13 protein-coding genes are annotated in these 13,415 nt (G+C 46.8%); 2 read left to right on the forward strand and 11 right to left on the reverse strand.

The window, feature by feature from the left end; translation table 11 throughout:
- Positions 1-76: 76 nt before the first annotated feature.
- Positions 77-1,312, reverse strand: a complete 1,236-nt coding sequence (locus QUB16_RS16050; protein ID WP_333317521.1) for a methionine gamma-lyase family protein — start codon at positions 1,310-1,312, stop codon at positions 77-79.
- 80 nt (positions 1,313-1,392) lie between these two features.
- Here QUB16_RS16050 and QUB16_RS16055 point away from each other — a divergent pair, with 80 nt between their 5' ends.
- Together QUB16_RS16055 and QUB16_RS16060 are read left to right on the forward strand one after the other, a co-directional pair.
- Positions 1,393-2,205: an acyl-CoA desaturase gene (locus tag QUB16_RS16055; RefSeq protein ID WP_333052723.1), complete on the forward strand. Its 813-nt coding sequence runs from the start codon at positions 1,393-1,395 to the stop codon at positions 2,203-2,205.
- 358 nt (positions 2,206-2,563) lie between these two features.
- A complete protein-coding gene (locus QUB16_RS16060; protein ID WP_333317523.1) occupies positions 2,564-3,382 on the forward strand; it encodes a fatty acid desaturase in 819 nt (272 codons plus the stop codon).
- Between the two features lie 111 nt (positions 3,383-3,493).
- On the opposite strand, the gene QUB16_RS16065 is transcribed toward QUB16_RS16060, so the two are convergent.
- The 10 genes from QUB16_RS16065 to QUB16_RS16110 form a co-directional block, all read right to left on the reverse strand.
- Positions 3,494-4,339, reverse strand: a complete 846-nt coding sequence (locus QUB16_RS16065; RefSeq protein WP_333317525.1) for an ABC transporter permease — start codon at positions 4,337-4,339, stop codon at positions 3,494-3,496.
- Positions 4,340-4,476: 137 nt separating this feature from the next.
- Positions 4,477-5,388, reverse strand: coding sequence for an ABC transporter permease (locus QUB16_RS16070; protein WP_333317527.1), 912 nt, complete (start codon positions 5,386-5,388; stop codon positions 4,477-4,479).
- 230 nt (positions 5,389-5,618) lie between these two features.
- Entirely contained in the window at positions 5,619-6,749 is a 1,131-nt protein-coding gene (locus tag QUB16_RS16075; RefSeq protein ID WP_333317529.1) for a spermidine/putrescine ABC transporter substrate-binding protein, read from the reverse strand.
- Between the two features lie 214 nt (positions 6,750-6,963).
- The gene (locus QUB16_RS16080; protein WP_333317531.1) at positions 6,964-8,094 is read right to left on the reverse strand and encodes an ABC transporter ATP-binding protein; all 1,131 of its coding nucleotides are present in this window, start codon (positions 8,092-8,094) and stop codon (positions 6,964-6,966) included.
- 49 nt (positions 8,095-8,143) lie between these two features.
- Positions 8,144-8,290, reverse strand: a complete 147-nt coding sequence (locus QUB16_RS16085) for a hypothetical protein (RefSeq protein ID WP_333317533.1) — start codon at positions 8,288-8,290, stop codon at positions 8,144-8,146.
- A gap of 59 nt (positions 8,291-8,349) precedes the next feature.
- On the reverse strand, positions 8,350-9,045 hold the full coding sequence (locus QUB16_RS16090; protein WP_333317535.1) for a DUF4340 domain-containing protein: 696 nt from the start codon (positions 9,043-9,045) through the stop codon (positions 8,350-8,352).
- 149 nt (positions 9,046-9,194) lie between these two features.
- Positions 9,195-11,315: a Gldg family protein gene (locus QUB16_RS16095; protein ID WP_333317536.1), complete on the reverse strand. Its 2,121-nt coding sequence runs from the start codon at positions 11,313-11,315 to the stop codon at positions 9,195-9,197.
- A 44-nt stretch (positions 11,316-11,359) separates the two neighbouring features.
- Positions 11,360-12,262, reverse strand: coding sequence for an Rpn family recombination-promoting nuclease/putative transposase (locus tag QUB16_RS16100; protein WP_333317538.1), 903 nt, complete (start codon positions 12,260-12,262; stop codon positions 11,360-11,362).
- A 115-nt stretch (positions 12,263-12,377) separates the two neighbouring features.
- Positions 12,378-13,178 (reverse strand): ABC transporter permease, encoded by an 801-nt coding sequence (locus QUB16_RS16105; RefSeq protein WP_333317540.1) that lies wholly within the window; start codon positions 13,176-13,178, stop codon positions 12,378-12,380.
- 40 nt (positions 13,179-13,218) lie between these two features.
- The coding region (locus QUB16_RS16110; protein ID WP_333317542.1) for a hypothetical protein at positions 13,219-13,415 on the reverse strand (197 nt) is incomplete at its 5' end.

Raw genomic sequence — 13,415 nt, forward strand, 5'->3', positions numbered from 1 at the left:
GCCCGTCCTTTTTGGACGGGCGGGACGCCCATCCCACAATAACAATTAAAATTGTAAGTTATTTAATTCGCGATCCTTACTTATTAGCCGGGCCCACAGCCTCGATCGCAGCTTCAAGAGCGATCGATACATGAGTCCAATTAGTTCCCCCCTGACAAAAAGCCACGTAAGGCTCCCGCAGAGGCCCGTCAGCCGAAAACTCCGACGTACTCCCATCAATAAAAGTACCCCCAGCCATCACCAACTGACTTTCATACCCGTGCATCGGAGCCGGGACCGGATCTAAATAGGAACCGACGGGGGAATTTTGCTGAACAGCCCGACAAAAAGCAATTAACTTATCAGCAGAACCGAATTCGATCGCCTGAATCACATCTCGTCTTCTAGCCAAAGGCATAGGATTCACTCGATAACCCAACTTATAAAAAACATAAGCCGTCAAATGATTTCCCTTCATCGCCTCCCCCACAAAACCGGGAGCCATAAACAAACCCTGAAACAGCAACCGATTCAAATCAAAAGTTGCGCCGCCGCTGCTGCCGATTCCCGGCGCCGTCAAGCGACAAGTTGCCGCCTCCACTAAATCAGCCCTCCCGGCAACGTAACCGCCCGCAGGGACGATCGTACCCCCCGGATTTTTGATTAAAGAACCAGCCATCAGATCCGCACCGACAGCAGTAGGTTCGCAATCATCAACAAACTCTCCGTAACAATTATCAACAAAGCAAATTGTGTTAGGATTCTGATGTTTGACTATGGCGACGATTTTTTCAATCTCAGAAATAGACAAACTCGACCGCCAAGAATAGCCGCAAGAGCGCTGGATAAAAACCAGGCGAGTCTTTGCTGAAATAGTAGAGCTCAATGCCTGCCAATCCAAACTTCCTTCGCGAGTTAGAGGCAACTCACGGTAACTAATGCCAAACTCAAGCAGTGAACCTTGACCTTGCCCGCGCAAGCCGATCACTTCTTCTAAAGTATCGTAGGGAGAACCAGCCACTGCCAACATTTCGTCACCAGGACGCAGGATGCCAAAAAGAGCACAGGCGATCGCGTGAGTACCCGAAACAAACTGTACCCGGACAGCCGCGGCCTGGGCCCCTACCACTTCGGCAAATAACCCGTCCAAAGTCTCCCGACCCAAATCATCGTGGCCGTAACCCGTAACCCCTGCAAAATGGTGGACTCCAACCCGGTGGCTGCGAAAAGCTTTTAAGACTCGTTGAAGATTTTGCTTGACTGTAGTGTCAATACCAGAAAAAATCTGAAAGAGTGCCTGTTCTGCTTCCTGTAGCCGTGAAACGCTATTCATCTATACCTCGCTCACCCTTTGCGTGCGCGCTGTTCATTATGGCGTAGATGCGGCCCCTAGTTTGTAAACATAATATATTCATGACGATTGCAACTTCCAAAAAAACTTCTCCTGATTGGCCTGTCGTAGGCTTTATGGCCTTTCTGCACATCGGTGCTTTATTTGCTTTGCTGCCGGGTAATTTTAGCTGGTCTGCGGTCGGGCTAGCTGTCTTCCTGCATTGGGTAACAGGTGGTTTAGGAATTACTCTGGGATATCACCGCCTCGTCACCCACCGCAGTTTTCAAACACCGAAATGGCTAGAGTATTTTCTAGTTATTTGCGGTACCCTTTCCTGTGAAGGTGGCCCGATCGACTGGGTAGGAATGCACCGGTTACACCACATACATTCCGACACCGAAACAGATCCCCACGATTCCAATCAAGGCTTCTGGTGGAGCCACATGGGCTGGATGCTCTCGGATCTCCCGATCAGAGTGGAAATCCCCCGCTTTACTAAAGACATCGGCGACGACCCAGTATACAAGTTTCTCCAAGCATATTTTATCCCCATCCAAGTTGTCTTCGGTGTGTTGCTTTATTTATTAGGCGGCTGGTCTTTCGTGGTTTGGGGTGTGTTTCTGCGGATCGTGGTGGTGTTCCACTGCACTTGGCTGGTTAACAGCGCTACCCACAAATTCGGCTACCGCACCTACGAGTCGGGCGATCGATCGACCAACTGCTGGTGGGTGGCTCTGCTCACCTACGGCGAAGGCTGGCACAACAACCACCACGCCTTTCAATACTCGGCTCGCCACGGTCTCCAATGGTGGGAAATCGACTTCACCTGGATGACAATTCAATTGCTGCAATCGCTGGGTTTGGCAACCAAAGTGAAATTAGCAGAAAAATAGCGATCGGCAATTAGTCATTGGTTGTAGGTCATCAGTTCTGGACTAATGGCTGGTGACCAATGCCTAATCCTGTTTTTTGCGATGGTAGAGGTTGGGTTGAACAGAGATCGACTCTTCGGGTGCGATCGACCCAACCCAAACCAGAATCAGTTATAATATAATTGGGAACAAAAAATTTTGTTTGGCAGCCAAATTTTTTATTTTCAGAATACAACCGTAAATCTTTTTCAATCCTAATCCCAAATCTATCATTGATTCTTTATTAGTTTGGGCAAGAGTGCAGCAAAAAAGTTCACTGCTCAATCCCAACTATTATGTGTGAATCTAGCTCGGCATCTCATCAGAAATCAAAAATAGAATGACAATTGCAACCCAAGAAAAACTCCAATACAATTGGAAGCACGTTATTAGTTTAGCAGGACTTCATATCGGCGCTTTGTTCGCACTGCTACCCAGTAACTTCAATTGGACAGCAGTGGGTTTAACAGTATTCATGCACTGGATAACCGGCGGTTTGGGAATAACTCTCGGATGGCATCGCCTGCTCACCCACCGCAGTTTTCAGACACCAAAATTCGTAGAATACTTTCTAGCATTTTGCGGAGCCCTTGCCTGTCAAGGAGGAATAATTGATTGGGTTGGGCTGCACCGATTGCACCACACCAACTCTGACCAAAATGCGCTCGACCCTCACAATGCCCAAAAGGGTTTTTGGTGGAGTCACATCGGCTGGATGCTATATAAAGGTCCAGCTCACGCTGAAATTTCCCGCTGCACAAAAGACATTTCGAGCGATCCATTTTACCAATTTTTGCAAAACTACTTTCTCCCGATGCAAATCGTCTTTGGCGTCTTGCTTTACTTAGCAGCAGGCTGGCCGTTTGTAGTGTGGGTAATTTTTGTCCGCTTAGTTTTCGTTTATCACTGCACCTGGTTTGTTAACAGCGCCACTCACAAATTTGGCTACCGCACCTACGAAACAAACGATAGTTCTACTAACTGTTGGTGGGTGGCTGTCCTGACTTACGGTGAAGGCTGGCACAACAACCACCATGCTTATCAATACTCGGCTCGTCACGGGATGGAAAAGTGGGAAATTGACTTCACTTGGATGACAATTCAAGTCTTGGAAGCACTAGGTTTGGCTACTAAGGTGAAATTACCCGCAGCAAAATAGCAGCATGGGGCATGGGGCATGGGGCATGGGGCATTGGTAACAACTCACAAATAACCAACTGTCAACTGCCCACTGTCAACTGTCAACTGCCCACTGCCCACTGCCCACTGCCTAATGACTCCGTTTTTGCTCGCCCCGGCCGCGCAAATATTCCGCTAAAAACGCCAATCCTCCCGAACCTACTATCAACAGCACGCTCAAAGCATTAATATCAGGTTTTACCCCAGTCCGAATCCGGCTAAAAATTTCCATCGGCAGAGTTGTAGTCCCGCTACCTGCGGTAAAACTCGCAATCAAAAAATCGTCCATGCTGAGGACAAAAGACAGCAGACAACCCGAAACAATTCCGGGTATTAATTGAGGGAGCAAAACCTGAATAAAAGCCTCAACAGGCGTTGCACCCAAATCCAAGGCAGCCTCTTCTAAATACGGGTTTAAATCGGCCAATCTAGTAGAAACAGCTAGGGCGATGTAAGCCAGACAAAACACAACGTGAGCGGCGACAATTGTCCACAAACTCAGAGGAATAGCCAGCGCCGCTAAAAATACCAGAGTAGCAACTGCGGTAGCAATATCTGGAATAATAATCGGCAAGTAGGAGACTCCCTGATATAAACTCTTGCCTGGAAAGCGGTAGCGGGCTAAACCAACTGCCATCAAAGTGCCTAGTACAGCCGAGATTGCAACTGCACACACAGCCACTGTTAAACTGTTTCTCAGGGCAATTAAAATCCGCGTATCGCTAAATAATTTAACGTACCAATCCAAAGTAAATCCTTCCCAGCCGGCGCTAAAACGCGATTTGTTAAAGCTGTAAAAGGTGAGTACCAGGATGGGCAGGTACATATAAAAAAACATCACAACGGCAAATATCACCTGCCAAGAAATCTTAAATTTAGGTTTTAAGTACATATCGGCTTGTATTTCCTCCTGTGGATTTTCGGGGGTATTTTCCATTTCTCGGTAATCGGTAATTGGTAATTAATTGGTAATTGGTAATTGGTAATCGGTTGTTGTCAGTTGTTATTTGTGAGTAGCTACCAATAACCAGTAACCAATAACTAATGACTAATAACTACTGACTAATGACTTCTTTAAATTGGATTACGATCGCCATATTTGAGCAAAAGGGCAATTCCGATACTCACTGCAAAGATTAATACCATACTCAGAGCCGAACCCAGCCCCCAATTTTGAGTCGCCCCCAAAAACTGATTGTAAATTAAACGAGCCGCCGTCATGCTCGAAGCTCCACCGAGCAACTCCGGATCGACAAAATCGCCCAAACAGCTAATAAATACTAGCAAAGAACCCGCAGCAATTCCCGGCATCGTCTGAGGTACTGTCACTTTCCAGAAAGTTTCCACTGGATTGGCGCCCAAATCCTGAGATGCTTCTAGCAACCTGCGGTCTAACTTTTCCAAAGATGCGTAGAGAATTGTCACGATATAAGGCAAATAACTGTAAGCCATGCCGATTAAAACTGCGGAACTTTGATTAAGCAATTCTAGAGGAGGAATGCCTACAAGTGCCAGCAGCGAGTTGAGAACCCCCGTAGGACGCAGAATTGTAATCCAAGCATACGATCGCAACAGCGAAGAAGTCCACAGCGGCAACACAAAGCCTAGCAAAGTTAAATTCCGCCACTTTTTCGAGACATTGAGGGCGATCCAGTAAGCGACGGGAAACCCCAGCAGCAAACACAGAATAGTAGTCCCCGTTGCGAAAAAGAGCGATCGACCAATCACCTGCAAATTCAGCGGCTCAAACACTCGCAGGTAATTGCCGATTCCCGAAGGAATCACCAAATCCCCCGGCTTAATATTCGGCACCAAACTAAGCTGAAAAATCACCAAAGTTGGTATGACTAATAATAAAAGCAGCAACAAGCCAGAAGGGCCGAGCAATGCCAGTGGCCCAGCCCACGCCGACCACGGGGAAACAGTTTCAGCCTTCAAGGAAGAATTGGGAGGAATAGGAGGGGGAGTTCTAGTTGAAACAGCCATAAATAAATAGTGTTGAGTTTTGAGTTGTGATTGGTACGGGCGGGTTTCACCAACAACAATCTATGCGTAAAATAAACAATCTTCTAAACCCGCCCCCACCCCACGGTAAATCGAAATGTAATGTAGGGGCGGGTTCACCTACAATAATCGCCTAAAATAAACAATCTCATAAACCCGCCCCCACCCCACGGTAAATCGAAATCCACATGAAATTTCTGGCAAAAATAAGATTAACCGCTGGTTAATTTAGTCCAATAGCGATCGTACACGTCTATAAATTTTCCTACCGGAGCAACACCTTCGCAATTTTTCAAAGTTGCCTCCGAAGGGAAAAGAATTTCATTTTCGCGGACTTCCGGCGTCAGCAAACTAAAAGCATCTTCCGAAGGAGTTGAGAAACTGAGCCGTTCTACTAAAGAAGCAGCGACATCCGCTTGCAGCATAAAGTTAATCCACTTATAAGCTGCTTCTGGATTGGGAGCACCTTTAGGAATTACTAAAGTGTCAGTCCACAGAGAAGAACCGCTTTTTGGCACAACATAGCGCAATTTATCATTATCGGGAATTACCTCATTAGCATCAGAAGAATAACACATAGCTACCTTCAAATCCCCCGTCAGCATTTGCGGCCGCCAAGCATCAGTGGTAAAAGATGCGATCGCCGGTTTGAGTTCAACCAACTTTTCGTAAGCTTGTTTCACTTGCTCTTGGTTGGTAGAATTGAGAGAATAGCCCAACATCCGCAGCGCAGCACCCATCACTTCTCGAACATCATTGGCCAGCGTCATTCGCCTTGCTAACTCCTGTTTGTGCTGCCACAAATAGTCCCAATCTTCAGGAGCTTCTTTGAGCTGTTCGCTGTTGTAAATTAAGCCTGTGGTTCCCCAACTCACAGGGACGCTGTAGCGGTTTCCTGGGTCATATACGGGGTTTTGGAACTGTTTTTTTAGTCGATCGAGTCCGCCCAAAATCGAGTGGTCTAATGGGCTCAACAGCCCCAGTTCCGTCATCTGAATCACCATGTAGTCAGACGGGTAAATGATGCTGTAGGCCCGGCCACCGCCAGCTTGAACCCTAGCCAGCATCGCCTCATTGGAGTCAAATACGTCTGCAACCACGCGAATGCCAGTTTTTTCGGCAAAGCGATCGAGCAAAGCGTTATCGGTATATCCTGCCCAAGTATAGATGAAAAGTTGGTCGGCATCACCTTTGACCGGAGGAGCAGATTGTACGTCTGCAAGTCGCCAGCCGCAACTCGAAACAGCTAAACCGGAAATTGTCGCCGCCGAATTTTTTAGGAACTGACGGCGTGTAGAATTAGCCGGGAAAATCCTGGAAATTGGTAAGTTAGTCGGAGGCACAGTTCGATTTTAGATTTTAGATTTTAGATTTTAGATTTGGAGATTGAAGATTGAAGATTGGGGAATTGGGAATTGGGAATTGGGAATTGGGAATTGGGAATTGTCCTATGTTATTTGTTAGGAGAACGAACCACCAACAAATAACCAATGACTAATGACTAATGACTAATGACTAATGACTAATGACTAATACCAACTACCAACTGCCAACTGACTAATTCCGATCGGTCAAAGCGAGACAATCAGTAGTTCCCCAGTAAGCGTAAATCGGCGTGTGCGGGTCTGGGAAAGACCCGCCGGTATTGGGCTGGCGCACAGTAATTTTATCGCCCGACGCCAACTCAACGACGTAATGAACGTGCGTGCCCATATACATAGTATTTTTGAGCCGCCCTTCAAAACAGTTGACCGACACTTCCGGCTGGTAGAGATTCAAATATACTTTTTCCGGCCGAACGCTGACCACAACAGAGTCGCCTGTGACACCACTCCACATATCCGACTGCTGAACGACTATTTTCAGATTGGCTGATGTGCGAACTGTGATAGTCGATCGGTCGATCGACTCCACCGTACCAGAAAACAAATTCGTATCGCCAATAAAATCGGCCACAAAAGCCGTCTGGGGACACTCATAAATTTCTTCAGGAGAGCCAATTTGCTCAATCCTGCCCTCGTGCATCACAGCAATCCGGTCAGACAGACTCATCGCCTCTTCTTGGTCGTGAGTCACCATCACAAAAGTCAAACCCAATTCTTGATGCAAATTCGACAGTTCCAACTGCATCTGCTTCCGCAACTTCAAATCCAGAGCACCCAGAGGTTCATCCAGCAGCAAAACCGCCGGTCGATTTACCAGAGCTCTCGCCAAAGCCACCCGCTGCTGCTGGCCGCCCGACATTTGACCGGGAAACCTGTTGGCGAAAGATTCCATTTTCACCAATTGCAAAACTTCCCGTACCCGTTCTTCAATTTCTGCTTTCCCCAGCTTTTTTATCCGCAATCCAAAAGCGATATTGTCCCAGACATTCATGTGTCCGAACAAAGCATAGCTTTGAAACACAGTATTTACCGGACGGCGGTAAGCTGGAGTGTTGGTCATCGACTGGCCGCGAATCACCAATTCGCCCGCCGAGGGAGTCTCGAACCCAGCGATTAAGCGCAGCGTCGTAGTCTTGCCGCAGCCGCTAGGGCCGAGGATGCTAAAAAATTCTCCTTGGCGGATGTTGAGGTCAACTCCGCGTACTGCGGTTTCCCCGTTAAATACCTTAAATACCTTGCGGAGTTCAACGTCAAGCGCTGTATCCGTTGCTGTCGTACCTTGGTTGAGTGCTGTCTGAAACATATTCGCCCTTTCCTGGGGGTAATGCACGCCACTTAAATACAGTTTAAGTTTAGACTTTTCTGTATTTTAGGTGAGGAATGTTGGATGTAACAGGTTTTGGGATTTTTTCTTTAAATTCTATCCCAGAGTGCACCATTGTCAGCAACAGGCAAGATGCCTGTTCCACAAAGACTGAATTTTCTTGTGGAACAGGCATCTTGCCTGTTCATAAAAGCCTTATTGAGAATGGTGCAACATCTCAGAGCGATGGGTCATCTATTGATTCTCAGGACTTGGCGTGGGAGAGGGTTTTTGCGGTTTGTCTGTTTTGGGTGCTTCTGCTTTTTTCCACTCTGACAAAGGTCGCTGGACGGCATTTTTAAAGTCAAAAGGCACTAGCAGCACGGGCAAATTTTGGGCGGAATTTTGAGGGGGCGCTTCCGGCGGATTGGCTTGAGCATACAAGAAGCGGCCGCTAAAGTCTGTTTTGCCTAAAACTAGGCGGTGAGTTTCCTGGTTGTCCAGTTTTACTGTGACTGTAGCTTGGGGTTGGTCGAGACCGAATTCTGGCAGTTGAGCTGCAGTAATATTAATCGTGCGATCGCTCTTTCCTGTTGCCAGCCTGTCTAGCAAAAAATCCACCGATGCCTGACTAGCGTGTGCTTGCACGGGCAATTTCATTTCCCAGCTAGACTTGCCTCCTTTTGTAGCATAAACTCGTTCAAAAGTCAATATTTTTTCGGGAGTTTTGACTGTAAAGAATTGTATGCGATCGGAGTTAAAAGCAAAAATTTTCTGTTTTTCTTCCTTAGCTGCTTCCTCTTTCGGAGATACTTGCATCTCGTACAAAGCAACCAACCCAGTCATGCTTAGTGCGACGGCTATCAATACTAATGTATTTTTCTGCAATTTCATAATAACTGGGAATTGGGCATAGGGAATTTGGCATTGGCCAAACAGGGCATTGGGCATTGGGCATTGTTAACTGTTGACTGTTGACTGTTGATTAATGTTATTGGTTATTTGTTATTAGCCACAGCAAAGGATTAACAAATGACAACTGACACCTGTCAACAGTCAACTGACAACTGTCAACAGTCAACAGTCAACAGTCAACTAATTTATCTTCTCTTCCACCAAATAGCGCCGCCAATTCCCAGTCCGAGTAAAGGCCAAATTAGCCAAGCTAAAACCAGCAATCCTACTTGGATGGTGGTCATGTTAATGCGGCGGTTGGTAGCTTTTTTCGGACTGATAGAAAAGCTTTGCTGGTCTGGTTTACTCAACCAACTGACTGAATTGAGAAACACGTCGCTATTGAGTTGTTGGTCAAACCAACCGTTAGTCACAAATTGAGATGTGCCAATTACTACCATTCGCGATGTTTTTCTAGGAGTTGAAGGCGCAGAAGGAGTTGGCTTTGGACTGGGAGATGTTGTGGGAGATGCTGTGGGAGATGTTTCTGGTGTCGGTGTGGGAGATGCTGTCGGAGATTCTGTCGGTGTTGGCGAACTTTCTGGATATGCTGTGGGAGATGCTGTCGGAGATGCTGCCGGTGTTGGCGAAGTCGTGGGTAATGCTGGCGGCGTAGCTTCTTGCGAGACAATCACCGAATAGCTGATTGGGGAAGCTGTTGGTGAAGTTGTCGGGGATGGCGAAGTTGTTGGCGACGGTGAATCTGTCGGGGATGGCGAAGTTGTCGGCGACGGTGAATCTGTCGGGGATGGCGAAGTTGTCGGGGATGGGGAAATTGTTGGCGACGGTGAATCTGTCGGGGATGGGGAAATTGTTGGCGACGGTGAATCTGTCGGGGATGGGGAAATTGTCGGCGATGGTGAAATTGTCGGCGATGGTGAATCTGTCAGCGATGGTGAATCTGTCGGCGATGGCGAAGTTGTCGGCGATGCTTGGGGTGAAGGCGTGACCGGTGTTGGTGTTGGTGAAGGTGAGGGCTTTAAGGGAGTGCTGTCAGTGGACGATCGAACTAAAGCTACACCTAATAATAGCGGGCCTTGTCGATCGGTCTTCTGATCGAACTCCAATTTCTTAGTCGTCAAATCGCTTTCCGCCCAACTTTCCTGACTCGTCCAAATCAGCGGTTTTGCCTCTATCCCTTCTACTGGCGAGTTTTCCAAAGCACGCGCAAATGGATAAAATGAAATACCGTTGCCAAAACTTTGAGTAATCGGATGTTCGCCGTAGCGCCTGACTGTGGGAACCGTGGGGCCCAGGCCAAATCTTTGACCATCGCCCGAAGCATCGATGGCCAAACGGGCGTCTAGTTTTACGCCCCATTCTTCCAGCAATTTGCCCAATCCCGTATCAATTGCCGGGTCTACCATTAACAATAAACTGCCGCCGCGATCGAGATAAGCTTTTAGTGCTTTAATTTCTGTATCGGAAAACGGTTTTTCCAACCCGGGAACGATTAAAGCATCTGCATCTTCTGGCACTTCTTTGCGTTCGGTCAAATTCAGCGTTTGGGCGTTGTAGTATTTATCTTTCAAAGCTTTTTCAGCTTGCTGAATTCCGCCTTGACCTTCCTTTATCGGGCGGGCTCCTTTGCCTTGCAAAAAGTAAACTGTAGCAACGCGAGTGCTCAGGATTTCTTCTAAGCCATTGGTAAGTTTTATCTCTGAAAGACCTTGATTTGGGTCGCTACCAAAAGCAGTGCCGCCTTTTTGCAGAACTTGTTTTTTGTCCCCGGATTGCAGGTAAACTTCCCCGATGCTGGTAATGCTAAATTCCCGCGCTTTTCCCGGTTGCGTCTGCGGGTCAACAAACTCGAATTGGAACTTTTCGCCTCCCTCGCGTTTGTAGCTTTGCAGCAATTCTTTAATTTGGGGGTTTTGGATGGGGTCAAATACCCAAACTTTGACTGTTTGTTGCAGGTTTCGCAGAATTTGTTGAGTCTGCGGGGCGAGGGTAAATTGTTGGCTTTCCGTTAAGTCGATGCGGACGGGATAGCGAACGGCTATGAAGTTAATTACTCCGAGAATCACAAAGACGGCGAGGGTAGCAATCAGGGCGTTGGTGCTGGCTTGAGTGGAACGCTGGCCCCAAAAGCTTTGTTCGTAACTCAAATATAGCAGCCAAAGTGCGATCGTCACTGCTCCGGCAATAACTAAACCGACTGTCAGTGGGTCCCATACTCCCGATACAAGTCCTGCTGTTACCCCCGCCGCGATGAGGAGGGGGCCCAGCAAAAAAACGTATTTCCAATTTGTTTTGCTAATTTTCATAACGTAAATATTGAGGGAAAAATTTCCGGGCCGAGGATGTTATTCTATATCGCATTAGCCTGCAACCATGCTGTTAAATCTGACGGCTTGTTGAAATCGATCGCGGCATCTCCTAGTTCTTCTAATTCCTGTATACCTAATTGACGGATGCTGTTTTCAGTTTCTGGTTGTATTGTGCCTAAGCGCTTCACTAGCTGACGCAATATTAACGATAGTTGAGCGGCTTTTGTCACCTGTTCTCTTGCTACATCTATGGCAATCTGCTGGTCTTGAATCCACAGTTCTTGCTTCTGCAATTCATTTAATTCTTCCTGAGTGAAGTTTGACTCGCTGGCAATTCTAAAAGCTTTCTGAATTTCGGGAACTGCACTGAGTGTTTCTGGTACTGTCTCCAGAGTGCTGGTATTTTTGAGAAAGTAAATCCATTGATCGGCGGTTGTTTCTAATTCGGCTAATTCCTTGCTAAATTTTGGCAGTTCGATAAATACTAATTCTATTGCAGTATCTGGACACTCAAACTTTTGCTCTTTTTCTTGAAAAACAAACCGCGACATAAATTCGGGCTGATTTTCAAACATTTCAAAGTCGGCAATTTTCAAAGAAATTACTGTTTTTAGTCTTTCGTAGCGTTCTTTTCCTGTTAATTGCTGGCTGTAGCTTTTGGCAGCGTTGTACAAAACTCTGTTCCCAAAGGAAGGGACGTTGATCAGTTGAATTTCAACTAGGGCGATTCTGCCGCCGTTAATTGTGGCTTTGACATCTAGGTGCGTGTCTTGGGTTGCGAGAGTTTGAGGTTCTGGTTGGGAGTCGATTATTTCTAAGTCTTCGATGACCGGCTGTGCTTCATAAAGGATGGCGTTTAAAAAATTAATCAGGATGTCTTTGCTGTCGCTGGAACCGAATATTTTTTTGAACGCAAAGTCGATTTTGGGATTGATAAATCTCATTGTTTGAGGTATTTTGTAGAATGATTAACAGGGAAAAAATAACCTTCCCTTTGCTCTTTACTTCTCTTTACTTCGGCAAAAATAACCTTCTCTGTCTCAGCCTTTCCTGATGTTTTTAAGAACGCTGATATCGCAAGGCATCGATAGATTGGGCGGTCAGAAATACTCCTAAAATGATGTAACTGGCAAACATAATTAAACTGCTGGTATCGAAAACTCCCTTGACAAGATTGGTGTAATTTGTTAGGAGCGACAAATGTCCTAATGCTGTTCCGAAGGCGCCACCGATACCGACGGCGGCTGCATCAATCACCCAGAGAAATAATACTAGAGCGAAGGTGAGGATGGCTGATAAAATTGTGCTGTCGGTGAGGGAGGAAATAAACATTCCGAGCGACAATACTCCTGCTGCTAGTAAGATTAAGCCGGCGTGTCCTAGCAGAAGAACTCCGGGGAGTACGGGTGGGGTTGAGGAACTGAGGACGATCGCCTCGCAGAACAGTAGGGGCAGCAACATTGTGGTATAAAATGTTAAAACGCCGAGGAGTTTGCCGGTAGCAACTGCCCAGTTTGTTAAGGGGGATGTGGCTAATAGTTCTAATGTGCCGCGTTTGCGTTCTTCTGCGTAAAGTCCCATTGAGAGTGCGGGTAGTACGAACAACGAAAGGGAACCCATGATTCGCAGGAAGAGTTGCAGAAATTCGTAGGCTACGTCGATGGGAGGTTCGGTAATTCCCGCTTGGTCTCGCTGCGCGATTTGGGGAATTAACCCGTCGGGGGCTAGGAGGATGGCTATTAAAAAGTAGCCGGTGATTAGCCAAAAGACTGCTGCGATGGCATAGGCTAATGGCGATGCAAAATAGCTTTGTAGTTCTTTGCGGTAAATTGCGACAATATTACTAATCATTACTAACATTTAGGAATTGGGAAGGGGTAATTGGGCATTGGTAATTGGTTCATTCTGAGTCGCCTGCGGGTGGTGTTTCGCTGCCGTCGCTATCCTGTTTTTTTCTTTCTATTTGTCGCTTTTTGGTCATAGGCGACTGTTCGGGCCGAGAATCGCTACTCGGTTGTGGCTTTTTTTTAATTGGCCGATTTTTTACCACAGGTTCAGATTCTGGTTGAGAACGTTCGATCGACTTTGGCGTATCTA

Source organism: Microcoleus sp. D3_18a_C4, from assembly GCF_036702415.1.
Classification (GTDB): domain Bacteria; phylum Cyanobacteriota; class Cyanobacteriia; order Cyanobacteriales; family Microcoleaceae; genus Microcoleus.

Bases quoted from the DNA above. Each gene is read 5' to 3' on its own strand.
- QUB16_RS16050 (WP_333317521.1), bottom strand. From the start codon at position 1,312: ATGAATAGCGTTTCACGGCTACAGGAAGCAGAACAGGCACTCTTTCAG.
- QUB16_RS16055 (WP_333052723.1), top strand. From the start codon at position 1,393: ATGACGATTGCAACTTCCAAAAAAACTTCTCCTGATTGGCCTGTCGTA.
- QUB16_RS16060 (WP_333317523.1), top strand. From the start codon at position 2,564: ATGACAATTGCAACCCAAGAAAAACTCCAATACAATTGGAAGCACGTT.
- QUB16_RS16065 (WP_333317525.1), bottom strand. From the start codon at position 4,339: ATGGAAAATACCCCCGAAAATCCACAGGAGGAAATACAAGCCGATATG.
- QUB16_RS16070 (WP_333317527.1), bottom strand. From the start codon at position 5,388: ATGGCTGTTTCAACTAGAACTCCCCCTCCTATTCCTCCCAATTCTTCC.
- QUB16_RS16080 (WP_333317531.1), bottom strand. From the start codon at position 8,094: ATGTTTCAGACAGCACTCAACCAAGGTACGACAGCAACGGATACAGCG.
- QUB16_RS16085 (WP_333317533.1), bottom strand. From the start codon at position 8,290: ATGCCTGTTCCACAAGAAAATTCAGTCTTTGTGGAACAGGCATCTTGC.
- QUB16_RS16090 (WP_333317535.1), bottom strand. From the start codon at position 9,045: ATGCCCAATGCCCTGTTTGGCCAATGCCAAATTCCCTATGCCCAATTC.
- QUB16_RS16095 (WP_333317536.1), bottom strand. From the start codon at position 11,315: ATGAAAATTAGCAAAACAAATTGGAAATACGTTTTTTTGCTGGGCCCC.
- QUB16_RS16100 (WP_333317538.1), bottom strand. From the start codon at position 12,262: ATGAGATTTATCAATCCCAAAATCGACTTTGCGTTCAAAAAAATATTC.
- QUB16_RS16105 (WP_333317540.1), bottom strand. From the start codon at position 13,178: ATGTTAGTAATGATTAGTAATATTGTCGCAATTTACCGCAAAGAACTA.